The sequence below is a fragment of the Arenimonas alkanexedens genome (assembly GCF_054781355.1).
In genome coordinates this window covers 759,092-782,711 of sequence record NZ_BAAGUO010000001.1, presented here as the reverse complement: position 1 = coordinate 782,711, position 23,620 = coordinate 759,092, and the positions used below count along the sequence as shown (strand labels likewise).

General features: G+C 67.6%; 23 protein-coding genes and 1 pseudogene. 15 read left to right on the top strand and 9 right to left on the bottom strand.

The features are described 5' to 3' along the window. Nucleotides 1-89 precede the first annotated feature (89 nt). Together ACYVGY_RS03655 and ACYVGY_RS03650 are read right to left on the bottom strand one after the other, a co-directional pair. On the bottom strand, nucleotides 90-731 hold the full coding sequence (locus ACYVGY_RS03655; protein WP_460456106.1) for a response regulator: 642 nt from the start codon (nucleotides 729-731) through the stop codon (nucleotides 90-92). Further along, nucleotides 728-1,906 carry a sensor histidine kinase gene (locus ACYVGY_RS03650; RefSeq protein WP_460456105.1) on the bottom strand — a complete coding sequence of 393 codons (1,179 nt, stop codon included), beginning with the start codon at nucleotides 1,904-1,906 and terminating at the stop codon, nucleotides 728-730. The genes ACYVGY_RS03655 and ACYVGY_RS03650 overlap by 4 nt, the downstream gene beginning before the upstream one ends. Nucleotides 1,907-2,075: 169 nt before the next feature. Between ACYVGY_RS03650 and ACYVGY_RS03645 the strand changes: the two genes are divergently transcribed. The 7 genes from ACYVGY_RS03645 to ACYVGY_RS03615 all read left to right on the top strand — a co-directional run bounded on the left by ACYVGY_RS03645 (nucleotide 2,076) and on the right by ACYVGY_RS03615 (nucleotide 8,382). Continuing rightward, nucleotides 2,076-2,672 (top strand): GNAT family N-acetyltransferase, encoded by a 597-nt coding sequence (locus ACYVGY_RS03645; RefSeq protein ID WP_460456104.1) that lies wholly within the window; start codon nucleotides 2,076-2,078, stop codon nucleotides 2,670-2,672. 2 nt (nucleotides 2,673-2,674) lie between these two features. Then, entirely contained in the window at nucleotides 2,675-3,442 is a 768-nt protein-coding gene (minC, locus tag ACYVGY_RS03640; protein ID WP_460456103.1) for a septum site-determining protein MinC, read from the top strand. A 47-nt stretch (nucleotides 3,443-3,489) separates the two neighbouring features. After that, nucleotides 3,490-4,299: a septum site-determining protein MinD gene (gene minD / locus ACYVGY_RS03635; RefSeq protein WP_460456102.1), complete on the top strand. Its 810-nt coding sequence runs from the start codon at nucleotides 3,490-3,492 to the stop codon at nucleotides 4,297-4,299. Nucleotides 4,300-4,302: 3 nt separating this feature from the next. Then, a complete protein-coding gene (gene minE, locus ACYVGY_RS03630) occupies nucleotides 4,303-4,575 on the top strand; it encodes a cell division topological specificity factor MinE (RefSeq protein ID WP_460456101.1) in 273 nt (90 codons plus the stop codon). A gap of 3 nt (nucleotides 4,576-4,578) precedes the next feature. Continuing rightward, nucleotides 4,579-5,031: a hypothetical protein gene (locus ACYVGY_RS03625; protein WP_460456100.1), complete on the top strand. Its 453-nt coding sequence runs from the start codon at nucleotides 4,579-4,581 to the stop codon at nucleotides 5,029-5,031. Nucleotides 5,032-5,180: 149 nt separating this feature from the next. Next, the gene (locus ACYVGY_RS03620) at nucleotides 5,181-7,139 is read left to right on the top strand and encodes a M2 family metallopeptidase (protein ID WP_460456099.1); all 1,959 of its coding nucleotides are present in this window, start codon (nucleotides 5,181-5,183) and stop codon (nucleotides 7,137-7,139) included. Between the two features lie 178 nt (nucleotides 7,140-7,317). Continuing rightward, nucleotides 7,318-8,382: an aromatic ring-hydroxylating oxygenase subunit alpha gene (locus tag ACYVGY_RS03615; RefSeq protein ID WP_460456098.1), complete on the top strand. Its 1,065-nt coding sequence runs from the start codon at nucleotides 7,318-7,320 to the stop codon at nucleotides 8,380-8,382. Here the strand turns inward: ACYVGY_RS03615 and ACYVGY_RS03610 are convergent. Further along, nucleotides 8,362-9,588 (bottom strand): multidrug effflux MFS transporter, encoded by a 1,227-nt coding sequence (locus ACYVGY_RS03610; RefSeq protein WP_460456097.1) that lies wholly within the window; start codon nucleotides 9,586-9,588, stop codon nucleotides 8,362-8,364. The two genes, ACYVGY_RS03615 and ACYVGY_RS03610, sit on opposite strands and share 21 nt — an antisense overlap. Before the next feature lie 125 nt (nucleotides 9,589-9,713). Between ACYVGY_RS03610 and ACYVGY_RS03605 the strand changes: the two genes are divergently transcribed. Continuing rightward, nucleotides 9,714-11,867: a tetratricopeptide repeat-containing diguanylate cyclase gene (locus tag ACYVGY_RS03605; RefSeq protein ID WP_460456096.1), complete on the top strand. Its 2,154-nt coding sequence runs from the start codon at nucleotides 9,714-9,716 to the stop codon at nucleotides 11,865-11,867. Nucleotides 11,868-11,872: 5 nt separating this feature from the next. Here the strand turns inward: ACYVGY_RS03605 and ACYVGY_RS03600 are convergent, their stop codons facing one another. Next, nucleotides 11,873-12,016 carry a hypothetical protein gene (locus tag ACYVGY_RS03600; protein WP_460456095.1) on the bottom strand — a complete coding sequence of 48 codons (144 nt, stop codon included), beginning with the start codon at nucleotides 12,014-12,016 and terminating at the stop codon, nucleotides 11,873-11,875. 89 nt (nucleotides 12,017-12,105) lie between these two features. Between ACYVGY_RS03600 and parC the strand changes: the two genes are divergently transcribed. Next, complete coding sequence (gene parC, locus ACYVGY_RS03595; RefSeq protein WP_460456094.1) at nucleotides 12,106-14,358, top strand: DNA topoisomerase IV subunit A; 2,253 nt, start codon at nucleotides 12,106-12,108, stop codon at nucleotides 14,356-14,358. Then, the gene (locus ACYVGY_RS03590) at nucleotides 14,355-14,696 is read left to right on the top strand and encodes a zinc ribbon domain-containing protein YjdM (protein ID WP_460456093.1); all 342 of its coding nucleotides are present in this window, start codon (nucleotides 14,355-14,357) and stop codon (nucleotides 14,694-14,696) included. The genes parC and ACYVGY_RS03590 overlap by 4 nt, the downstream gene beginning before the upstream one ends. Here the strand turns inward: ACYVGY_RS03590 and ACYVGY_RS03585 are convergent. Further along, the gene (locus ACYVGY_RS03585) at nucleotides 14,693-15,880 is read right to left on the bottom strand and encodes a fatty acid desaturase family protein (protein ID WP_460456092.1); all 1,188 of its coding nucleotides are present in this window, start codon (nucleotides 15,878-15,880) and stop codon (nucleotides 14,693-14,695) included. The genes ACYVGY_RS03590 and ACYVGY_RS03585 overlap by 4 nt on opposite strands. 239 nt (nucleotides 15,881-16,119) lie before the next feature. Here ACYVGY_RS03585 and ACYVGY_RS03580 point away from each other — a divergent pair, with 239 nt between their 5' ends. Both ACYVGY_RS03580 and ACYVGY_RS03575 read left to right on the top strand, forming a co-directional pair. Further along, nucleotides 16,120-17,211 (top strand): c-type cytochrome, encoded by a 1,092-nt coding sequence (locus ACYVGY_RS03580; protein ID WP_460456091.1) that lies wholly within the window; start codon nucleotides 16,120-16,122, stop codon nucleotides 17,209-17,211. 90 nt (nucleotides 17,212-17,301) lie between these two features. Further along, nucleotides 17,302-17,772: a YehS family protein gene (locus tag ACYVGY_RS03575; RefSeq protein WP_460456090.1), complete on the top strand. Its 471-nt coding sequence runs from the start codon at nucleotides 17,302-17,304 to the stop codon at nucleotides 17,770-17,772. A gap of 60 nt (nucleotides 17,773-17,832) precedes the next feature. Here ACYVGY_RS03575 and ACYVGY_RS03570 read toward each other — a convergent pair whose 3' ends face one another. Next, nucleotides 17,833-18,012 (bottom strand): hypothetical protein, encoded by a 180-nt coding sequence (locus ACYVGY_RS03570; RefSeq protein WP_460456089.1) that lies wholly within the window; start codon nucleotides 18,010-18,012, stop codon nucleotides 17,833-17,835. On the opposite strand from ACYVGY_RS03570, the gene ACYVGY_RS03565 reads away from it, so the two are divergent. The 3 genes from ACYVGY_RS03565 (at nucleotide 18,011) to ACYVGY_RS03555 (ending at nucleotide 21,282) form a co-directional block, all read left to right on the top strand. Then, nucleotides 18,011-18,214, top strand: coding sequence for a DUF924 family protein (locus ACYVGY_RS03565; RefSeq protein ID WP_460456088.1), 204 nt, complete (start codon nucleotides 18,011-18,013; stop codon nucleotides 18,212-18,214). The genes ACYVGY_RS03570 and ACYVGY_RS03565 overlap by 2 nt on opposite strands. Nucleotides 18,215-18,292: 78 nt before the next feature. Continuing rightward, the gene (locus ACYVGY_RS03560) at nucleotides 18,293-20,683 is read left to right on the top strand and encodes a penicillin acylase family protein (RefSeq protein ID WP_460456087.1); all 2,391 of its coding nucleotides are present in this window, start codon (nucleotides 18,293-18,295) and stop codon (nucleotides 20,681-20,683) included. A gap of 167 nt (nucleotides 20,684-20,850) precedes the next feature. Then, entirely contained in the window at nucleotides 20,851-21,282 is a 432-nt protein-coding gene (locus tag ACYVGY_RS03555; RefSeq protein ID WP_460456086.1) for a hypothetical protein, read from the top strand. 24 nt (nucleotides 21,283-21,306) lie between these two features. On the opposite strand, the gene dapE is transcribed toward ACYVGY_RS03555, so the two are convergent. From dapE to dapD, 3 genes and pseudogenes are all read right to left on the bottom strand, one after another. Beyond that, entirely contained in the window at nucleotides 21,307-22,437 is a 1,131-nt protein-coding gene (gene dapE, locus ACYVGY_RS03550; protein WP_460456085.1) for a succinyl-diaminopimelate desuccinylase, read from the bottom strand. Beyond that, the gene (locus ACYVGY_RS03545; RefSeq protein WP_460456084.1) at nucleotides 22,434-22,793 is read right to left on the bottom strand and encodes a Spx/MgsR family RNA polymerase-binding regulatory protein; all 360 of its coding nucleotides are present in this window, start codon (nucleotides 22,791-22,793) and stop codon (nucleotides 22,434-22,436) included. Before ACYVGY_RS03545 ends, dapE begins: the two co-directional genes overlap by 4 nt. Beyond that, nucleotides 22,790-23,611 (bottom strand): annotated as a pseudogene (gene dapD, locus ACYVGY_RS03540) (2,3,4,5-tetrahydropyridine-2,6-dicarboxylate N-succinyltransferase); the annotation flags it as partial. The gene ACYVGY_RS03545 and the pseudogene dapD, both read right to left, overlap by 4 nt. Nucleotides 23,612-23,620 lie beyond the last annotated feature (9 nt).

The window sequence follows — 23,620 nt, the reverse complement described above, 5'->3', positions numbered from 1 at the left end:
GAAGCCGGGAGGATAACAGGTCAGCCAGCCGCCCGGCAGGGGGCGACCGGAAATCGTCGCAAACCCCGCACCGGGCGGGGTCTCAGGCCTTATACCAGCTTGAGTTCGAAGGCTTTGAGAACGGCCCGGGTGCGGTCACGCACGCCCAGCTTGGACAGGATGTTGGAGACGTGGTTCTTGACCGTCCCCTCCGCCACGCCGAGCGAATTGGCGATCTCCTTGTTGGAGAAGCCGCCGGCCATCAGGCGCAGGATCTCGGTCTCGCGATCGGTCAGCGGATCCGGCTGTTCCAGGCTGACGAATTCGTTCTGGAGGCCCTCCAGTCCGGACAGCAGGCGCTGGGTCACGGCCGGCTGCACCAGCGACCCGCCCTGGGCCACGGTCTGGATGGCATTCACCAGCTGGTCCAGGGACACATCCTTGAGCAGGTAGCCGCGCGCGCCGGCGCGGATTCCCGCCAGCACCAGCTGATCGTCGTCGAAGGTGGTCAGGATGATGGTCGGCGGCAGCTGGCCCTGGGCGGTCAGCGCCTGCAGCGCCTCGAGGCCGGACATCACCGGCATGCGCATGTCCATCAGGACGACGTCGGGCTTGATTTGCGGGATCAGCTCGACCGCCTGGCGGCCGTCGCCGGCCTCGGCAACCACCTCGATGCCATCGGCCAACTCAAGCAGGGATTTCACGCCCTGGCGCACCAGGGTCTGGTCGTCGACCAGGCAGACACGGATCATGCGGCGTTCTCCAAGGGCAAACGGATGTCGAGCGCGAAACCCTGCCCGCGCCCGGTGATGATATCCACCCGGCCGCCGTAGGCGCCCAGGCGTTCGCGGATACCGCGCAGCCCGTTTCCGGGCAAGGTTTCGCCGTCGACTCCGCGGCCGTCGTCGCGGGCCTGTATCCGGGCCTCCCGCAGGTCGCGGGTGATGCTCAGCCACAGCGTCGAGGCACCGGCATGGCGCACGGCATTGGTGATGATTTCCTGGGTGCAGCGCAGCAGCACATGGGCGCGCTCCGGGTCTTCGATGGAGAGCGGCTCGGCCAGATCCAGCCGGATGTCCAGCGCGGGCACGCCCTCGACCAGGGTGCGAATGGCGCCGCTGAGGTCGATCGCGCCTTCGTCGCGCATCTCGCTCACCGCTTCACGCACGTCGGTGAGCAGGAGTTTGGCCAGGGTGTGGCTCTGGCGCACGTGTTCCTGGGCGCGGCCCTCGGTGAGGTGGCCAGCGACTTCCAGGTTGAGGCTCAAGGCGGTGAGATGGTGGCCGAGCAGATCGTGCAGCTCGCGGGAGATCCGCACCCGCTCGCTCATTCGCGAACTCTCGGCCAGCAGCGCGCGGGTGGCGCGCAGTTCGGAGTTCAGGCGCCGCTGCTCCTCGCGGGCTTCAGCCTGGCGGCGAGCGACCAGGCCGATCACCATCGCAAAGCTGGAATAGCCCACGTAGGTCATCGCCTGCAGCACCGCGAACCCGGGGGTGAAACCCTCCATCTTGCTGAAAATGGGCACCAGGGCCGCGTGCTGGAGCACCAGCCAGAGCACGCCGACCCGCAGCGGCACCAGCCAGGGGATGACGCCGGCGATGATCATCATCAGCACCGCGCCGACACCGCTGCCGGTCTGGTAGCTGACCACGATGGCCGACACCGTCAGCGCCGCCAGCAGCACGATGTCGGCCAGCCGGCGCTTGCGCAGGCCCAGGGCCCGGGTCATCTGCCAATAGATCAGCCCGAACGCACCATAGGCCAGGATGAGCACCAGCAGGCCGGGGTTGAGGATGGATGGGCCGGACTCGGTGGCTTCGATCGCGGGGAAGTACCAGGTCAGCGCCACCACCGGAATGCCGACGACCGCCCAGGTGAACAGGCCGGAGTAGCGCAGCAGCTGGGTGTGGGAGAGTCGGTTGAGCATCCCGGCATCATAGGCCGGCGAACGCAGCGCCGTTCCACCCCGGAAGTCATGCCCGGGCAACGATTTTCCGGCACCGCCCCCGGGGACGGCGCCCGTGCGATAATCCCGCCCCGATCGCCCGCCAGCGCCTCTCGCCCGCGGCCCCCACGCCATCGGAGTCCCAAAGACAATGCCGATCACCATCCGCGACGTGCGAGAGCACGAGCTGGATTCCGTACTTGCCCTGAACAATGCGGCCGGGCCGTCCATCCTGCAGATGGATGCCACCAAGGCACGATTCTTCTGGGAGTATGCCGAATACTTCCGCGTCGCCGAACAGGACGGCCAGATCACCGGCTTCCTGGTGGCCCTGTCGCAGGACGCGCCTCACGACAGCCCGAACTTCGCCTGGTTCAAGGAGCGTCAGCCGCGCTTCCTGTACATCGACCGCATCGTGATCGCCCGGCCCCGCCGCGGCGGCGGCCGCGGCCGTGCCTTCTACGCCGACGTTCAGAGCTTTGCCGAACTGCGCTGGCCGCAGCTTTGCTGCGAGGTCTTCCTGCAGTCTGGCAACGACCCGGCCCTGCTCTTCCACGGCAGCTTCGGTTTCCGCGAGGTCGGTCAACAGGTCATGCCCGGCACCGACATCCGGGTTTCGATGCTGACCAAGGAAATGTGCAGTTATCCCTTCGTGCAGCAGACCTACGGCACCGGGCTTCCAGACCAGCCCTGGCTGCAGGCACGGGCCCTGCCCGGCCGCCGCGCCCCCCTGGCGACGGGAACCTGAGCATGGCCACCCCCCCGATGGATTACGAACAGGCCGGCGAACTCAAGTTCGGCCAGGTCGGCATCGCCAACCTGCGCGTGCGCACGCTCGACCCCGAGCGACTGGGCGCCGAAATGGCCGAGCGCGTGCAGCGCGCGCCGAAGCTGTTCGCCCGCGCCGCCGTCGTGCTTGACCTCGGCGGCCTGAGCCGCTGCCCGGACGCTGCGCAGACCGGTGCCGTGATCGAAGCCCTGCGCGCCGCCGGCGTGCTGCCGGTGGCCCTGGCCTACGGCACCCGCGACATGGACGAGCTGTCCCAGGCAGTTGGCCTGCCGCTGCTGGCCAAGTTCCGCGCCGCCTACGAGCGCGACGGCGAGGCCGAGCCGGCGCTGCGCCGGGCCCCTGCCGAACCGGCTCCGGCCGCCGCGCCCGCCGCCGCACCGGCTCCGGCCCGCGCGGCCGAACCCGGCCTGATGCACGTGCACCCGGTCCGCTCGGGCCAGCAGGTCTACGCCCAGGACCGCGACCTCACGGTCTGCGCCACGGTCGGCGCCGGCGCCGAGGTGATCGCCGACGGCTCCATCCACGTGTACGGGGCCTTGCGCGGCCGCGCCCTCGCCGGCGCCGGCGGCCTGGCCTCGGCACGCATCTTCTGCCGTGAATTCCACGCAGAGCTGGTCGCCGTGGCCGGGCACTACAAGGTGCTGGAGGAGATTCCCAAGGAACTGCTGGGCAAGGCCGTGCAGATCTGGCTGGACAATGACAAGCTGCGCATCGAACAGCTCGACTGAAACCCCATCATAAGCGCCACCAAAGCGCATCGTTACGGAGAAGAACATTGGCTGAAATCATCGTGGTCACCTCGGGCAAGGGCGGCGTCGGCAAGACCACCACCAGCGCCAGCATCGCCTGCGGGCTGGCCAAGGCCGGCAAAAAGACCGCCGTCATAGACTTCGACGTCGGCCTGCGCAACCTGGACCTGATCATGGGCTGCGAACGTCGGGTGGTTTACGACTTCGTCAACGTCGTCAATGACGAAGCCAACCTCAAGCAGGCCCTGATCAAGGACAAGCGCTTCGACAACCTGTTCGTGCTGGCCGCTTCGCAGACCCGCGACAAGGATGCGCTGACCCTGGAAGGCGTCGAGAAGGTGCTCAAGGCACTGGCCGATGACGGCTTCGACTTCATCGTCTGCGACTCCCCCGCCGGCATCGAGAAAGGCGCGTACCTGGCGATGTATTTCGCCGACCGCGCCGTGGTCGTGGTGAACCCGGAAGTGTCCTCGGTGCGCGACTCCGACCGCATCCTCGGCCTGCTGGCCTCCAAGACCCGCAAGGCCGAGAAGGGCGAACGCGTGCAGGAACACCTGCTGCTTACCCGCTACAGCCCCAAACGCGTGGAGGCCGGCGACATGCTCTCGATCGGAGACGTGCAGGAAATCCTCGGCCTCGACGTGGTGGGCGTGATCCCGGAGTCGCCGGAAGTACTGCAGAGCTCCAACGCCGGCGTGCCGGTGATCCTGGACGAGACCTCACCTGCCGGCCAGGCCTACACCGATGCCGTCGCCCGCATCCTGGGCGAAGACCGCCCGATGCGTTTCACCACGGTCGAGAAGAAAGGTTTCTTCTCCAAGATGTTCGGGGGTTGAATCATGGGAATTCTTGACTTCCTCACCCAGCGCCACAAGAACACCGCCAACGTCGCCAAGAGCCGCCTGCAGATCCTGATCCAGCAGGAGCGTTCGATGCGCGGCGCGCCCGACTACCTGCCGCTGCTGCAGCGCGAGCTGCTGGACGTGATCCGCAAGTACATCAACGTCGACGCCGATGCGGTGAAGGTGGACTTGCACAAGGACGGCGACAACGACCTGCTCGATATCTCGGTCGCGCTGCCGGACAAGGCTACGCCTGCCGCCAACGGCTGACCGGTGCTGACCCTGGCCGACATCGGCTTCGCCGCCCCGGCGGCGCTGCTGGCCCGGCACGGGCTGCGCCTGGTACCGGTGGCTGCCGGGGACACCATCCCCGGCAGTTACTGGGGCGAGTGTGAAGCGGGCCTGATCGGCACCGAGGTCTTCGCCCGCCCCGACACGCCCGTGCACTCGCTGCTGCACGAGGCCTGCCACCTGATCGTGATGCCGGCCGAGCGTCGCGCCGCGGTCCACACCAACGCCACCGACTCGGTTCCCGAAGAGGACGCCGCCTGCTGCCTGCAGATCCTGCTGGCCGACGAACTGCCCGGCGTCGGCCGCGACCGCCTGATGGCCGACATGGACGCCTGGGGCTACAGCTTTCGACTGGGTTCGGCGCGAGCCTGGTTCGAGCGCGACGCCGAAGACGCCTTCGCCTTCCTCGCCGAACGCCAGCTCCTCCCCTTGTAGGAGGGCCTTCAGGCCCGAAGCTCTCCGCCAAAAGCTTCGGGCCTGAAGGCCCTCCTACAGGCTGCGCTTGCGCCGCTTTGGTGAGGGGTCTAGCCTGCCGGAACCCTGCCCCGAGCAGAGCATCCCGACCAGAAACCGGAGCCTTCCCCGTGAAATCCCAACGCGCCCTGCTGGCGCTCGCCATCTCCACCAGCCTGCTGCTCGCGGCCGGCTGCTCCAAGTCCGACCCCGACCAGGCCGCCGCCGGCAAGCCCGGTGCCCCCGCCGCTTCGACCGAAGATGCCGACGCCTTCGTGGCGCGCGTCAACACCACGGTCAAGGACATGACGCCGGAGATGACCTCCGCCGCCTGGCTGGGCGCCACGTTCATCAGCCCCGACAGCCAGCGCCTGGAAGCGGCCGCCAACGAGCGTTGGCTGGCCACCAACAACGCCTTCGTCGAGCAGGCCAAGACCTACGACGCCGAAGGTCTGTCACCCGCCACGGCGCGGGCCCTGCACCTGCTCAAGGTCAGCGCCTCGATGCCCGCCCCGCGCGACCCGGCCAAGCTCAAAGAGCTGGCCGACATCGCCAGCCGCATGGGCGCCACCTATGGCGCCGGCAAATGGTGCGTGGGCGACGACTGCAAGGACATCGGCCAGGTGTCCGCGATCCTCGCCGACACCCAGGGCAGCAGCTACGAAGAAATGAAAGCTGCCTGGGAAGGCTGGCACACCATCGCCCAGCCGATCCGCAAGGATTACCAGCGCTTCGTTGAACTGACCAACCAGGGCGCCACCGAAATGGGCTTCGCCAACACCGGCGACGTCTGGCGCGCGGGCTACGACATGCCGGCCGACGAGTTCAAGGCCGAGGCCGACCGTCTCTGGGGCCAGGTGCAGCCGCTGTACGAACAGCTGCAGTGCTACACCCGCGAGAAGCTGGTGGAGAAGTACGGCGCGCAGGGCCAGGTTGACGGCATGATCCCGGCCCATCTCACCGGCAACCTGTGGCAGCAGGACTGGGGCAGCCTGTGGCCGCTGCTCGAGCCATACCAGGGCGTGGGCAGCCTGGATATCAACACCGCACTGCAGAAGCAGCGTGACGCGATCCTTTCCGAGATGGTGTCCAACGCCGGCGGCATGGGCAAGCTGACCGCCTCGCAGCAGGTCGAATTCGAACGCAAGGCCGATGTCGAGATGGCCACGCGCATGACCAAGCTGGCCGAGAGCTTCTACACCGGCCTGGGCATGCCGGCCCTGCCGGAAAGCTTTTACGAGCAGTCCATGCTGGTGCAGCCGCGCGACCGCGACGTGGTCTGCCATGCCAGCGCCTGGCAGATGAACTCGGATGCCTCCGACGTGCGCATCAAGATGTGCATCAAGGCCAACGAGGAAGAGCTGACCACCATCTACCACGAGCTCGGCCACATCTATTACTACCTGGCTTACAAGGGCCAGCCGCCGATGTTCCAGACCGGCGCGCACGATGGCTTCCACGAAGCCATCGGCGACACCATCGTGCTGTCGATGACGCCGGACTACCTTGCGTCCATCGGCCTGGTGGACAAGCCGGCCGTCAGCCAGGAAGCCGTGATCAACTCGCAGATGCGCATGGCGCTGGCCAAGGTCGCCTTCCTGCCCTTCGGCCTGATGATCGACCAGTGGCGCTGGGGCGTGTTCGACGGCTCGATCGCGCCGGACCGCTACAACGCGGCCTGGTGGGAGCTCAAGGCGAAGTACCAGGGCGTGGCCCCGGCCGGCGGCCCGCGCGGCGAAGAGTTCTTCGACGCCGGCGCCAAGTACCACGTGCCGGGCAACACGCCCTACACGCGCTACTTCCTGTCGCACATCCTGCAGTTCCAGTTCTACAAGTCGCTGTGCGATGCCTCGGGCCACACCGGCCCGCTGTACACCTGCAGCTTCGCCAACAACCCGGAAGCCGGCAAGCGCTACTGGGCGATGATGGAGCGCGGCGCCAGCCAGCCCTGGCAGCAGACGATGAAGGAACTGACCGGCGGCGAGCAGATGGACGCCTCGGCGGTGCTTGAATACTTCGCGCCGCTGCAGACCTGGCTGCAGGAACAGAACGAGGGCAAGACCTGCGGTTGGGAAGCCGCCAAGTCCTGATCCCAAGGCCGGGGCGAAAGCCCCGGCCAGGTAGGAGGGCCTTCAGGCCCGAAGCTTTTCGGCCAAGAGCTTCGGGCCTGAAGGCCCTCCTACCTACGGCCAAGAGCTTCGGGCCTGAAGGCCCTCCTACCTACGGCCAAGAGCTTCGGGCCTGAAGGCCCTCCTACAGAATTCCGTCATGAACCCTCGCCTGCCTGACGCCCTCGCCCCGCAAGCCTTGTCGCACGCGCTGTCGCTCGACGCGGCGTTCTATACCGGCGACGACATGGTCCGGCGCGACCGCGAGGCCGTGTTCGCCCGCAGCTGGCAGTTGGTCGGCCACGAGACGGCGCTGGCCGCGGCCGGCGACCACGTGGTCACCGATGTTGGCGGTATCCCGGTCGTGGTGATCCGCGACACCGAGGGTCGCCTGCGCGCCTTCCACAACGTCTGCCGACATCGTGCCGGCCCACTCGCCACCTGCGACGGCAAAGGCGCCAAGGTGCTGCGCTGCAAGTACCACGGCTGGACCTATACGCTCGACGGCGTGCTGCGCAGCGCGCCGGAAATGCAGGCCACCGAGGATTTCGTACTCGCAGAAGTACGGCTGCCGGAGCTGCGCGTGGACACCTGGCAAGGCCTGGTGTTCGTGGCCGGCGACGGCGCGGTGTCCTTCGCGGACTTCAGCCGCGGCCTCGATGGTCCGCTGCGCGGCCTGTCCCCCAAGGATTTCATCTTCCACCGGCGCTTCCGTTACGAAGTGGCCTGCAACTGGAAGGTCTACTGCGACAACTATCTCGAGGGCTACCACGTCCCGCATATCCATCCCGGCCTGAACAGCCTGCTCGATTACCGGCAATACGTGACCGAGTGCGGCGACTGGTTCTCCTATCAGTACAGCCCGTTGGCCAGTGACGCCGGTCTCTACGGTGACGGCGACGCGGTTTACTACTTCATCTATCCCAATACGATGCTCAACCTGCTGCCCGGGCGGCTGCAGTCCAATCGCGTGCTGCCGCTGGGCGTCGACCGCTGCATCGTCGAGTTCGACTACTACTACGCGCCCGGCGATGACGCCGCGGGCCGGCACCAGGCCGACCATGATTTCGCGCACCAGGTGCAGGACGAAGACATCGAAATTTGCGAGCACGTCCAGCGCGGACTGGCTTCAGGTTCGTACGTGCCGGGCAGGCTCAACCCGCTGCGCGAAAACGCCGTTCATCACTTTCAGGAACTGCTTCGCTCAGCGTATCGCGTCGACTGAGCGCGCCTGGCGCGCGCCGTGGGCCAGGTACCAGCGCCACAGGGCGTAGGCGACCGCGGTAAAGGCGGAGGCGGTCAAGGCCAGGGCCAGCCCGCTATGGCTGACCAAGGGTGACAGCAAGCCGGCGATCGCCGCGTTGGAGACCAGGCTGACGAAGGCCTGCATCGAGGACGCACTGCCGCGCTGGCGCGGGTACATGTCCAGGATCGACAGCGTCACGATCGGGAACACCAGCGCAATGCCGAACGCCCCCAGGGCCGTCGGCAGGACCGCCCAAGGCAAGGACGGTGCGTCAGTAAGGACGTTGTAGCCGATGTTGTAGACGGCGGCGACGCCGCAGCACAGGAAACCCCACTCCACCAGCTTGCGCCCGCTGACCCGCCCGGCGGCGCGGCCGCTGGCGAAGGCGCCCAGCATCATGCCGCCGATGGTCGGCGCGAAAAACCACACGAAGCCCTGCTCGCCCAAGCCCAGGAGATCCATCACGAAGGCCGGCGCCGACGCGATGTACAGGAAGAGTGCGCCGAAATTTGCGGTACCCACCAAGGTCAGCAGCCGAAAACTGCGGTTCGACAGCATCGTGCCGTAGTCGCGCGCCAGGCTGACTGGATGCAGCGGCACCCTTTGTTCCGGTGGATGCGTCTCGGGCAGGCCCCAGGCCGTGAGCAACATCAGCAGCACGCCGAAACCCGCCAGGAACCAGAAGATCCCGTGCCAGTTTGAGAAGCCCAGAATCCAGCCGCCGATCACCGGCGCGATCGCCGGCGCGATGCCGAAGATCATGGATATCTGGCTCATCATCCGCTGCGCGTCGTCGCCGTCCAGGCAGTCGCGCACCACCGCCCGCCCCACGATCATGCCCACGCCGGCCGACAGGCCCTGCAGCGCGCGGTAGACCAGCATCGTCGTCAGGTCGGTCGCCAGCGCGGCGCCGACCGAAGCCAGGGTAAAGATCGCAATACCGGCCAGCAGTACTTTCTTCCTGCCGATGGCGTCCGAAATCGGGCCATGGAACAGCGACATCGCCGCATACCCGACCAGGTAAACGCTGATGGTCTGCTGCATCGCGACCTTGCCCACGCCCAGGTCAGCCGCCATCACCAGAAAGGCCGGGAACACGGTGTCGATCGAGAACGGACCGAACATGGCCAGACCGCCCAGGATCAGGGCCAGTCGCGCGCGGGAGATGGAAAGATGAGGGGTCATCGAAAGCCGGGGCTGAAAACGGTGCCAGCATACAATCACGCCCACGGTGTCGCGTGATCCTGGTCGGCTTGGCCTTCGCCATGCGCCGGGGTATCGTCGGTTCATCCGCGCCCCGGCCTCATCTCATGCCCCCCGTTTTCCGCTGGCCAATTACTCGCCGTCACGCCGCCCTGCTTTGCTTGGCGCTGGCACCAACTGCGCTGCTTGCGCAAGAAGCGGTCCCGCCGCCGCCAGAAGTTCGCGAGGCCGTCCTGTCCGGGCTGGATGCCGCACGTCCCTGGCTGCAGCTGTTGGCCACGGCCAGCGGACCCGACGGCGAACGTCGGATGCACCGCGCGATCGGCCAAATATACGTGGCCGCCCCGGATCCTGGCCGCGCCATCGTGCACTGGCAAGCGGCCGCACGCGCCGGCCTGCAAACCGGTGACCCGCGACTGTGGGCGAACGCTCTTTCGCAGCTGAGCAACCTGGGCTACCGAACGGGCGACTTTGCCTTGGCCATGGACGCCGAGCGACGCGCTCGCGACGCAGCGCGTCGTTTTGGCCTGCGCCGCGAGGAAATCCGCTCCACCCTGGACATGGGCACCCTCGCGGTCTTCGCCAATAACTACGACGAGGCCGAGGGATACCTGCGCACCGCGCTCGCCGGCTACCGCGACATCGGCGACTTGCCGGGCGAAGCGCGTGCCTTGCGTGGCCTGGGTCGGCTGATGGACAACCGCGGCCGCTATGCGTCGGCGATCACGCTGCAGGTGGATGGACTGGCGAAAATGCAGGGCGTGGGCAGCCCCATGGACCTGTCCGAGAGCTATTTCTCGATCGGCCGCCTTTTCATGAATCTGGAAGACTACGAGGCGGCCGAGACCAGCCTGGACAAAGCGCTGGAGCTGCTTCCCGACACCCCCAACTTCTTCCCGCGCGGGTTGAATTTGAATAATCGCGCCATGGTCCATCGCATGCGCGGCCAGCCCGAGCAGGGGCTGGCGGATATTGATGCCGCGCTTGCCATCATGGTCGCCAACGGCAGCGTGCCGGGCCAAGCCATGGGTCGCACCGAACGCGGCAAGCTCTTGACCCTGCTGGAGCGAAATGAGGAGGGCCTGGAGGAAGGCATTGCCGCGCTGGCGCTGGCACGCCAGGTCGGCGAAGCCGCCATGGTTGGTGATGCCCTGCTCGCCGTGTCCTCGACCTACAACGAGATGGGTCGCCACGCCGAATCGAAGGTACTGGCCGAGGAAGTAGTCGCAATTGGCGAAGCCACGAACAACGATCGCTACCGCAGCGACGGCGCGCTGGAAATGGAAAAGGCGCTGGCCGGGCTCGGGCAGCCAGCCGAGGCCCTGCGCTTCAGCCGCCTCGCCCGCGAAGCGCAGCAGCGTATCGCCGGCCCGGGGCGGCTGGGTCGTTTGGCACAAGACAGTGCACCCGCCGAGCTGGCCCAGGCGCGCGAGCGGCTACTGACCCTGGCACGCGCGCCCACGCCAACCGCAGCCCGCCCGCCGACCGATACCGTCGTGCCGGTGTCAGGCGAGCCCGGCGTATCGCCGTCGCTGATGGCCGGCCTGGCCGTGCTCGCGCTGCTGCTGGCCTGGGGCCTGGTGCGGACGGTGCGGCGACTTCGGCACACGCATCAAGAGAAGGAACGGATCAGCGAACGGCAGCGCGAGCTGGAGTCAGCGCATACGGACCTGCAGTCGAAATCCGAACGCCTTCGCCAACAGGTGACGCTGGACCCGCTCACGGGCTGCCTGACCCGAGGCGCCTTTGCCGGCGAATTGTCCGCGCTGCTGGTACACGCCAACCATCATGGGCGCAGCGTCGCGCTGCTGGTTTTCGATCTGGATAACTTCAAAGCCATCAACGACCAGCACGGGCATCTGGCGGGCGACGACGCCCTGCGCCTGGTCACCGGCATCGCCCGCGCAAAGCTGCGCAGCGACGACCTGCTGGGACGCTTTGGCGGCGACGAGTTCCTGATTGCCTGCGAAGGCATGGACCTGCCGACGGCCGAAGCTCTGGCCGAACAGATCCGTTTCGACGTGGCCTGGCGCGCACCCACCCCAGCAGCGGATACCCCCGGCCTTTCGATCAGCGTCGGCGTCGCCACCAGCGACCGTTCCTGCGGCTACGACCCCGAATCCCTGTTCCACCGCGCCGACACCGCGCTTTACGCCGCCAAACGAGGCGGCCGCAACCGCGTCCAGGTGGATGCACCCGGTGACACGACGCCAAGCGAAAGCCGCCGCGCGCGCCACTGGGGTGAGGCGCTGGCCGACTGAGCCCGCTAGCCGGCGCCCAGCACGGGGCCAAGGGCGAGGTACAGCCCGATGACGACAATCCCCACGAACACCAGCCTGAGTACGAAAGCCGTGATCTTCCAGGCCAGCACCAGGCCCAGCACCACCATGAAAATTCCCAACCAGCTCATATGCTTGCTCCTCGATGCGACAGGGGCATCCTATGGCCCGTGGGCCGGTAGAATGGCGACATCGTAGTCCGCCCGAGCCTGACCCCCGCATGACCGAACCAGCCCGCCCCACGTTCCACGGCTTTGAGCAGATCCCTTTGCGCGAGTACGCCGAGCGCGCCTACCTCGACTATTCGATGTACGTGGTGCTCGACCGCGCCCTGCCCTTCCTCGGCGACGGCCTCAAACCGGTGCAGCGCCGCATCATCTACGCCATGAGCGAACTGGGCCTGGGCGCGACCGCCAAGCCCAAGAAAAGTGCGCGCACCGTCGGCGACGTGATCGGCAAGTTCCACCCGCACGGCGACAGCGCCTGCTACGAGGCCCTGGTGCTGATGGCCCAGCCGTTCTCGTATCGCTATCCGCTGATCGAAGGCCAGGGCAACTTCGGTTCCACCGACGACCCGAAGTCGTTCGCGGCCATGCGCTACACCGAGTCCAAGCTCACCCCGATCGCTGAAGTGCTGCTGGGCGAACTGGCGCAGGGCACCGCCGATTGGGTGCCCAACTTCGACGGCACCCTGCAGGAACCCAGTTGGCTGCCTGCGCGCCTGCCGCACCTGCTGCTCAACGGCACCACCGGCATCGCCGTCGGCATGGCCACCGACATCCCGCCGCACAACCTCAACGAAGTGGTCAGCGCGGCCATCCGCCTGCTCGACGATCCTGATGCCAGCGTGCGTGACCTGTGCGAACACGTGCGCGGTCCTGACTACCCGACCACGGCCGAGATCATCACCCCGGCCGCCGACCTCGTGCAGATTTACGAAACCGGCCACGGCAGCGTTCGCGCCCGCGCCACCTGGGCCCGCGAGAACGCCAACATCGTCATCACCGCGCTGCCCTACCAGGTCTCGCCGTCGAAGATCATGGAGCAGGTGGCGATGCAGATGCGCGCCAAGAAGCTGCCCTGGCTCGAGGACCTGCGCGACGAGTCCGACCACGAGAACCCGGTGCGCCTGGTGATGGTCCCGCGCAGCAACCGGGTGGACGCCGAGACCCTGATGGGGCATCTGTTCGCCACCACCGACTTGGAAAAGAGCTTCCGGGTCAATTTTAACATCATTGGTCTGGACGGCCGGCCGCAGGTCAAGAACCTCAAGGCCTTCCTGGCCGAGTGGCTGCTGTTCCGCACCGACACCGTCGCCCGCCGCCTGCGCCATCGCCTCGACCGCGTCGAGCGCCGCCTGCACATGCTCGAGGCGCTGCTGGTTGCCTTCCTCAACCTCGACGAAGTCATCCGCATCATCCGCACCGAGGACGAGCCCAAGCCCGTGCTGATGGCGCGCTTCAAGCTCGACGAAGACCAGGCCGAGTACATCCTCGAGACCAAGCTCAAGCAGCTCGCGCGCCTCGAGGAAATGAAGATCCGCGGCGAGCAGGACGACCTAGCCAAGGAAGCCGAGAAGATCACGGGCATCCTCGAGTCCAAGGCCAAGCTCAAGAAGCAGGTCAAGGACGAGCTGCTGGCCGACGCCAAGAAGTTCGGCGACGCCCGCCGCTCGCCGCTGGTGCAGCGCGACGCCGCCCAGGCCATCAGTGAAACCGATCTGGTGCCAAGCGAGCCGGTGACCGTGGTGCTGTCGAAGAAAGGCTGGGTCCGCAGCGCCAAGGGCCACGATGTCGAGGCCGCCGCACTGAGCTATCGCGACGGCGACGGCCTGCTGCAGGCCGTGCGCAGCCGCAGCACCCAGCAAGTAGCCTTCCTGGACTCCAGCGGCCGCAGCTACTCGACGCTGGCGCACACCTTGCCCAGCGCGCGCGGCAACGGCGAGCCGCTCAGCGGCCGTTTCGCGCCGCCCGCAGGCGCCAGCTTCGTCGGCCTCGCGGCCGCGGAAAACGAAGCGCGTTTCGTCGTGGCCTCGAGCTGGGGCTATGGCTTCGTCACCCGGTTCGAAAACTTCACCGGTCGCAACAAAGCCGGTAAGGCACTGATCAACGCCGACGCTGCCGCTGACATCCTGGCCCCGGTGCCGGTGGTGGACGCCAAGACCGACTGGATCGTCAGCATCACCAGCGCCGGCCACCTGCTGGCCTTCCCGATCAGCGAACTGCCCGAGCTCGACAAGGGCAAGGGCAACAAGCTGGTGCAGATTCCGCCGGCCAGGCTCAAGTCGGGCGAGGAAAAAGTGGTTGCCGTCGCCAGTGTCAAGCAGGGCGGCGAACTGACCGTCTACTCCGGCCGCCAGAAACTGGTGCTGGGCTGGCGCGACCTGCAGGCCTACGAGGGCAGCCGCGCCAGCCGCGGCAACCTGCTGCCGCGCGGCTTCACCAAGGTGGACCGGGTCGAAGTGGGCGCATGAGCACCCTGCCTCCCTGCCCCGCCTGCGCGTCGGTCTACACCTACGAAGACGGCGCCCAGCTGGTCTGTCCCGAGTGCGGCCACGAGTGGTCGCCGGGCGAAGCGACCGAAACCAGTGAGGAAGTGAAGATCGTGCGCGACGCCAACGGCAACGCACTCGCCGATGGCGATACGGTCACCGTCATCAAGGACCTCAAGATCAAGGGCTCGTCCTCGGTGGTGAAGATCGGCACCAAGGTCCGCAACATCCGCCTGGTCGACGGCGACCACGACATCGACTGCCGCATCGAGGGCATCGGTCCGATGAAGCTCAAGTCCGGCTTCGTCCGTAAAGACTAGCCTGCCGCGGGTGCCGGCGCGCCAGTGCGCAGCATGTTGGTATCACCCATCATGATCGACCACAGCCGGCCGAAGCGTTTGAAAACGCTTTCCTCGATGTAGGGCACGCCGTGCTTGCGGCAGATGGCCTTGAGCTCAGGCGCCGCCTGCCGGTACTTGAGCAGAGGCAGGTCCGGCCAGACGTGATGCTCGATCTGGTAATTCAGATAGCCCTGCAGGTAGTCCTGGAGGTCGGTGCCGCCCGGGTAGTTAACCGAGCCGGCGCACTGCTGCAGGTAGAACTCGCCGCGGCTGCGGGGGCCGGTGTCGAAGCGATGGATGTCGTCGCCGGTGTGGTTGGGCGCGATGGTGACGAAGGTGATGACGTTGGCGACTACTTCGGCCAACAGTGAATTCACCAGCACCGCCAGCCAGGCGCCCATGCCGAGCGGCAGGAACAGCGCGGGAACTATGCCGAAGCGAACCAGGCCGTAAGGCAGCACGCAGCGGAGCCAGAACTCCGCGCCCCAGGCCGTGACCGGCAGCATCACTTTTTCGCCGGGAATGACCCAGCACTTCACGTCGCCCATGTTCGGCAGCGGATCGGTATTCGCCTGTGCGGCCGACTGGGCGCGGATCTTCCGGTGCTGCTTGAGCGCGAAGAAGGTATTGGGCGCGTAGTAGCTCAGCTTCCAGGTCATCATCAACAGGATGATCAACAGGCCCTTCACCGGTCGCGGCACCGCGCGGTGCCGGATGAACCAAGCGTTTCGCTCGACCAGGTCCGGATCGCGCTGCTGACCGGTGTGGTAATGGTGCAGTTCGTTGTGCTCGTGCGCCCAGGCGTCGGGATGCAGCCAGTCGAGCCAGTCCAGGTAGCGGCGCCAGCCCCTCGCGAAGTGCTTGCTGGTGAGGCGGGCCGGCATGCCAGGCACCGCGTCGTAACCGCGGTGCATCACCGGATGGGTGACGCAGGCCCAGCGGCCCATGTTGCCCAGGCCCATCAGCAGGGCGGAGAAGGGATTGGGCATGATCCACGCGACGGCGTAGCCCAGCACGGTGCAGACGCGCGCCCAGCGCGACATCTTCAACAGGTGCAGGCGGTCGGCATCGCCAAGATCGGCCTTCAGCCGCTTGTGCAAGGCATCGACCTCGGCCGCAAAGGCCTTGGCATCCACGCCGGCGAAGGGTGATGACTGGCTCAACGCCCGCTCACACGCTGGGTTTTACAGATCATCTCTTGGGTGCTCCAAGCCAGTGGCTCGGCAGGTTACACGGCATGCGCGACCCAGTGAGTGAGCCAGGACCCGTTTCAGGCCTGGCGCTGCCTGCTCGTCCTCGGTGGCGCGTGTATCAAGCCGGGTGACAGAGAACCTGCGGCCTCAGCCGGCCGACCTGCTGGCCGACCGGCGTTATAGTTGGGACGTCCCTTCTGGAGTCGACCATGCGCCTGCCCGCTACCGCCCTCCCGTTCGCCGCCTTCCTCGCACTGGCGCTGTTGACGCCGCAGCCGGTAGCCGCGCAAGAGGGCCCTCCCCCGCTCACTCCGGAGGAGAGCGAGGCGGCCGCGGCGCGCTACCAGCAGTACTGCGCGCTCTGCCACGGACCCGATCGCGCCGGCCATGCCAACGACCACGCGCCTTCGCTGCGATCGGCGTCCTTGCTGGGCTCGGGTTTTCCCGTCGTGATCCGCGAGGCGATCGCCTACGGCCGACCCGGAACGCCGATGGGTGGCTACCACGTCGAGATCGGCGGCCCATTGACGCGGCAGGACATCAGCCAGCTCACGCGCTGGCTGCTGGAAATGGCGCCCACCGAACCCGCCACGCTAGCCACCGCCGTCTCCGGCGACATCGCGCTGGGTGCGGAGGTCTATGGCCAGCATTGCGCCAGCTGCCACGGCGCCCAGGGCGAAGGCGGTACCGGCACCGCGCTCGGCAACGCCACCATGCTCGCGCTGACGCCCGACGGCTTCCTGCGCCACGCCATCGAGAACGGCCGCCAGGGCACGCCGATGGTCGCCTTCAAGGATGTACTCAGCCCGACCCAGATCGACGGCGTCACCGCCTTCCTGCGCAGCCGCAGCGCCGGCTGGGAAGTGCCGGCGCCCCGACTGCATGCGCCGCCGCCGCTGGACGCCTACGTGATCAATCCGGAGGCCGCCGCGCCAGAGTTCACGCTCACCGACGGCATGTACGTCAGCTCGGCTGAACTCGACCGCGAGCTCAAGGCGCGCAAGCGCATGGTGCTGCTCGACACCCGCGTCACCTCGATGTGGGAGCGCGCCCATATCGAAGGCGCGGTCCCCGGCCCCTACTACGCCAGCCGCGAAGAGGTGATGGCCAACCTGCCCACCGACGGCACCTGGATCGTCGCCTACTGCGAATGCCCCCGCGCCGCCGCCGAGTCGGTGGTGCGCAAGCTGCGCGAGGCCGGCGTGCCGAACACCGCCGTGCTTTGGGAGGGCATCCAGGGCTGGGTGAGCCTGGGCTATCCGGTGGTGCAGGGACGCGCGGACACCGCGGCCGCGCCGTGAAACCGCGCCCATTGGCTTCGGACTGAGCCGGGGCGGGCTGGTATCCTGCGGGCCTCGCCGGCAGCGGCGCTCCCCTTGGCCGAACCCGCGATGATCAACAACGACGTCCTGCGCAGCATCCGCTTCATGCTCGACCTGGCCGATGCCACCATCATCGAAACCGCCAAGCTGGCCGACCCCAGCTTCGACCTGGTGCGCGAAGACGTCGCGGCCTACCTCACCCGCGAGGGCGAGGAGGGCTTCGAGGAGTGCCCGGACGTTGTGCTGGCACATTTCCTGGACGGGCTGGTGATCCACTACCGCGGCGTCAATCCGGCCCTGCCGGCGCGCCCTGTGGAAAAGCGCATCACCAACAACCTCGTGCTCAAGAAGCTGCGCGTGGCCTTCGAGCTCAAGGACGTGGACATGCACCAGGCCTTCGAGGACGCCGGCCACCCGGTGTCGAAGCCGGAGCTGTCCGCTTTCTTCCGCCAGCCCGGCCACAAGAACTACCGCGCCTGCGGCGACCAGCTGCTGCGGAACTTCCTCAAGGGCCTGACCATGCGCAGCCGCGGGGTCTGAGCGGGCGCCTGAGCGACAGCCGGTCCGCGGATCTGCCTTCGACGGCTGCCCAGGGGCATATCAACCACGGCGACCGGTAAGGCCGCTACTGATCGCATGACGCCGCAAACCGTTCTTTCGTTCTAGTTCGAGCAAATCGAGCCGGCGCGCTGGTGGTCGGTCGATCCGGCCTTCGACGCCACACTGCGCGCTCGACGCGCTTTCGGCGGTCGAATGCAACTTCTTGATGATGTCCTTCATGCACAGCGAATCGCGCGCCATCCACGTCCTGGCCGAAACCCTTTACCGCGAACATGCGCCGCCGGCAAACCTGGACTTCGAACTGCGGCACAAGGCCATCGTCGGTCAATTCGGCCGCTATCCCCACCGCAATGCCATCCTCGGCCGCGACTCGACGCATGAAGAGATCGCCTTCCTGGCCAAGCCCGGCTCCAGCTTCTGAGGCAGAAACGAGAGGGGATGAACGGCGGGCAGACTTGAGCCATGCTGGGGGTCGGTCACTCACTGCCCCCTCCCCGCCATGCGCAAAGCCCTCCGCGTCTTCTCCCGCCTGCTGCTGGTCCTGCTGATCCTCGCCTTGCTGATGGCGGGCGTCGCCTGGTGGCTGGCGCGCGGCAGCCTGGCCACGCTCGACGGCGAGCTGGCGCTGGACGGCCTGTCGGCGCCGGTGACGGTGACCCGCGACGCACTGGGCGTGGCCACCGTGGAGGCGGCGAACGAGGCCGATGCCGCCCGCGCACTGGGCTTCCTGCACGCGCAGGAGCGCTATTTCGAAATGGACCTGCTGCGCCGCTCGGCAGCGGGTGAACTCTCGGCCTTGTTCGGCTCGCTGGCATTGGAGCGCGACAAGCAGGTTCGCGTGCATCGTCTGCGCGCGCGCATCGATGAGTCCCTGCGCACCATCGCCGGCGACCGCCTGCCGGTGCTCGAGGCCTACCGCGACGGCGTCAACGACGGCCTGCTGGCCCTCGACCGCAAGCCCTGGCCCTACCTGCTGCTGCAGGCCGATCCGGAGCCGTGGACGGTGCCGGACACCGCACTGGCGGGCTATGCGATGTTCTTCGACCTGCAGGACGAGAGTAACTCCCGCGAGCTGGCGCTCTGGCGTATCCGCGAAGTGGTGCCGGCGCCGCTGTACGACCTGATCGCTATCGACGGCAGCGAGTGGGACGCGCCGCTGTTCGGCGAGGCCCGCGGCAATGCCGTCCTGCCCGGTCCCGAGCTGCTCGACTTGCGCGCCCTGCCCACGCCGGACAACGGCGATGACTACGCCGTTTCCGAACCCGCGGCGCCGGGCAGCAACAACTTCGCGGTGGCCGGCTCGCGTACGGCCGACGGTCGCGCCATCGTCGCCAACGACATGCACCTGGGCCTGGGCGCCCCGAACCTCTGGTTCCGCGCCCGCCTGATTTACCCCGACACGCGCGCACCCGGCGGCCGGGTCGACGTCAGCGGCTTCACCCTGCCCGGTATCCCGGCGGTGATCGTCGGCAGCAATACCCACGTGGCCTGGGGCTTCACCAACAGCTACGGCGACTGGCTGGATTTCTATCGGGTCGAGTTCACCGACACGGAAAAGCGCAAGTACCGCGTCCCCGACGGCGTCGCCGCGCTGCGGGTGGACAGCGAATGGATTCAGGTCAAAGGCGGCGACCCGGTCGAGCTGATCGTGCGCGAAACCCGCTGGGGCCCGATCACCCGCGAGCTGCCCGACGGCAGCGCGCTCGCCCTGCGCTGGACGGCACAGCTGCCCGGCTCGCTCAACTTCGGCCTGGCCGACCTGGCCCACGTCGGCGGTCTCGACGAAGGCCTGGCGGTAGCCGATACCGCCGGCATCCCGGCCCAGAACCTGATGATGGCCGACCGCAGCGGCCGCATCGCCTGGCGCCTGACCGCACAGATGCCCGAGCGCGCCGGCGACTGTGCGCCGAAAGCGCCGCTGCAGGTCGACCAGGCCTGCCGCTGGACCGGCTGGCTGCCGCCGACCGAGAACCCGAGCCGGGTGGACCCGGCCGACGGCATCCTGTGGACCGCCAATGCCCGCGTGGTCGACGGCGCCGCGCTGGACCTGGTCGGTGACGGCGGCTACGCCAACGGCGCGCGGGCGAAGCAGATCCGCGATGTCCTGCAGTCGAAGCCGACCCTGTCCGAATCCGACCTGCTGGCCCTGCAGCTCGATGATCGCGCGCTGTTTCTGGCCCGCTGGCACCAGCTGCTGATCGACGAAGCCGCACGCAGCGGCGATCAAGACCTTCAGGCCCTGGCCGCGGCGGCGGCCGACTGGAACGGCCGCGCCAGCGTCGACAGCGTCAGCTACCGACTGGTGCGCGGCTGGCGCCTGGGCGTGATCGAACGCATCCAGAACGGGCTCACCGCGCCGGCCCAGGTCGCGCTCGGCGAAGACTTCGTCATGCCCGATCTGCCCCAGATCGAATCGGTGGCCTGGCCGCTGCTGCAGTCGCGGCCGGCGCATTTGCTGCCGCGTCGTTTCGAGAGCTGGGACGCCCTGCTGGCCGATGCCGCCCGCGAGCTGCGCACCCAGCTCGAATCCGCGGGTCCGCTGGACCAGCGCCGCTGGGGCGAACGCAACACCGCGCGCATCTGCCACCCGCTGGCGGGCGCCCTGCCCGGCTTGCTGCGCGGCGCCCTGTGCATGCCGTCCGAAGCGCTGCGCGGCGACGGCCACATGCCGCTGGTGCAGTCGCCCGGCTTCGGCGCCAGCCAGCGCATGGTCGTCTCGCCCGGTCGCGAGGCCGAAGGTTTCGGCCACATGCCCGGCGGCCAGAGTGGCCACCCGCTGTCGCCGTTCTGGGGCGCGGGCCACGAGGCCTGGGTGCGGGGCGAGCCGACGCCTTTCCTGCCGGGCGCCGCCGCGCACAGCCTGCGGCTCCAGCCGAGCCAGGCGGACTAAAAAATGTGAACAAGTTCACGTTTCGGTGACAAAAAGCTGACAGGCGTCACGAAATGGGCCATAAACGGTCCACTGCCCGGCAAGCTCCGCCGTCGCAGCGACGGGTGGATCGCCGTCAGGGGGAGCGGTTCGCCTTACCGATTCTTTGAACGGCGAGGTGGATTTAAATGCAGTTCCTGATCGTTCTTCTGACACAGTGGCGTCGGCACATGCTGGCGCGCCAGGCCGTGATCGTTCGCCAAGCCGTGTCGGCCATGAACGCCGACCAGCGCAAGCAAACCACCGACATCACGCTCGCCGAAATCCAGGCCGCCTCGCGCCTGCCGCTGCCGCACCTGCACGGCGACAACGACACCACGCCCTATCGTCCCTGGACGCCGGTGGCGGCGATCGCCGCGGCGCGCGCCAAGGACCGCTCGATCCAGCTGCGCCAGCGCAGCATCGCGCTGTGGCTGGCGGTGGTTTACCACGAGACCCGCGGCGCCCCCCATGAGGGTCTGGTGGCCGTGCACCGCGAGGTGCTGGGCATCCTGCGCGAGCTCAAGGACCACAAGCCCACCGTGGCTGCCGAACAAGCCTGGTTCAACCAGGCCGCCTGAGCATGGGAGGGCGGTAAGCGGGGGTCAGCGGGACAGCAGACGCTCGGCAATGGCTCGGTAAAGCGCGGGGAGGCGCTCGAGCTCGGCCACGGCGACACGCTCGTTGACCTTGTGGATGGTGGCGTTCACTGGACCCACCTCCACCACCTCGGCGCCCAGGGGCGCGATGAAGCGGGCGTCCGAGGTGCCGCCGCCGGTGTTTTCATCCGGCGTCGTTCCGCACTGCTCCTGCAAGACCGCGCGCACGGCGGCGCGCAGCCGGCCTTCGCCGGTCAGGAAAGGTTCGCCGCCGCGGTGCCAGCGCAGCTCGTACTGCAGGCCGTGGCGATCGAGCACCGTATGCACTTCACGCTCCAGCGCCTCGGCCGACCAGCCCGGGTTGTAGCGGAAGTTGAACACCACCTCGCAGTGACCCGGAATGACGTTGTTGGCGCCGGTGCCCGAATGGATGTTCGATATCTGGAAGCTTGACGCCGGGAACTCCGGATAACCGGTATCCCAGGCCCGGGCGCACAGTTCGGCCAGCGCCGGCATCGCCTGATGGATGGGATTGCGGGCTTTTTCCGGGTAGGCCACGTGGCCCTGGATGCCCTGCACGATCAGCGTGCCCGAGAGCGTGCCGCGACGGCCGACGCGCAGCAGGTCGCCCAGCACTTCCTTCGAGGACGGCTCGCCGGTGACACAAAAATCGATGCGCCGGCCGGTGGCGCGGAAATGCTCGGCGACCCGGCGCACGCCGTCGATGGCGTCGCCCTCCTCGTCCGAGGTCAGCAGCATCGCCACCGTGCCCGGATGGTCCGGATGCGCGGCCACAAATTGCTCAAGCGCGAGCACGAAGGCCGCCACGCTGCCTTTCATGTCGGCCGCGCCGCGGCCGTAGAGGTAGCCATCGCGAATCGTGGGCGTGAATGGATCGCTGTCCCAGGCCTCGCGCGGTCCGGGCGGCACCACGTCGGTGTGGCCCAGGAAGCACAGCACCTCGCCGCCATCGCCATGGCTGGCCCAGAGGTTCTTCACCGCGCCGAAGTCGATCTGCTCGCAGCGAAAGCCCGCGCGCTTCAGACGCTCCGAGATCAGCGCCTGGCAGCCGGCGTCATCGGGCGTCACCGATGGCCGCGCGATCAGGTCCTGGGCCAAGCTCAGCACGTCGCTCATTTCTTGATCCCGAATCGAAGCTTCCAGCCGTTGTCGGTGAATCCTACGCTGACCGTACCGTCGTCGGTCACCAGCACCGGGCGCTTCACCAGCGCGGGGTGCTCCTTGATGAGCAGCGTCCACTCCGGGTCGGACGCCGGCGACTTGCGCGTCTCCGGCAGCTGCCGCCAGGTGGTGGACGCACGGTTGATGAGCTTGTCCCATCCCCCCAGCTGCGCCGCCCAGGCCTTGAGCGTCTCGGCCGGCACGCGGTTCGTGCGGTAGTCGACGAAGTCATGCGCGATATCGAAGCGCTTGAGCCAGTTGCGCGCCTTCTTGCAGGTGTCGCAGGTGTCCAGGCCGTAGACGGCAATCATTCCACCGCCCCGCGCAGCAGTTCGTTCACCGAAGTCTTGGCGCGGGTCTTGGCATCCACCTGCTTCACGATCACGGCGCAGTACAGCGAGTACTTGCCGTCGGCCGAAGGCAGCGAACCCGAGACCACGACGCTACCGGCCGGCACGCGGCCATAGCTGATCTCACCGGTGGCGCGGTTGTAGATGCGCGTGCTCTGGCCGATGAACACGCCCATGCCGATCACGCTGCCCTTCTCGACCACGACGCCTTCGACCACTTCGGCGCGTGCGCCGATGAAGCAGCCGTCCTCAATGATCGTCGGGCTGGCCTGCAGCGGCTCGAGCACGCCGCCGATGCCTGCGCCGCCGGACAGATGGCAGTTCTTGCCGATCTGGGCGCAGCTGCCGACCGTGGCCCAGGTATCGACCATGGTGCCGGCGCCGACGTGGGCGCCGATGTTCACGAAGCTGGGCATCAGCACCACGTCCTTGCCGACATGGGCTCCGGCGCGAACGATCGCTCCCGGCACGATGCGCGCACCGAGCTTCTGGAAGTCTGCTTCGTCGAAACCTTCGAAGCGCAGCGGCACCTTGTCCCAGAAAGGCGCCGGATAGCTTTCCACCAACTGCATGTCGTTGACGCGGAAGTAAAGCAGCACGGCCTTCTTGAGCCATTGGTTCACTTCCCAGCCTTTGCCGACCGGCGCCGCGACGCGCGCCTTGCCGGACTCAAGCAGGGCGATCGCTTCCTCCACCGCCGGGCGCGTGGAGCCCTCGATCTCGGCCGCGCTCAGCGTCGCGCGGCGCTCGAAGGCGTCCTCGATGATCGCCTGCAGCTCTTCAATGCC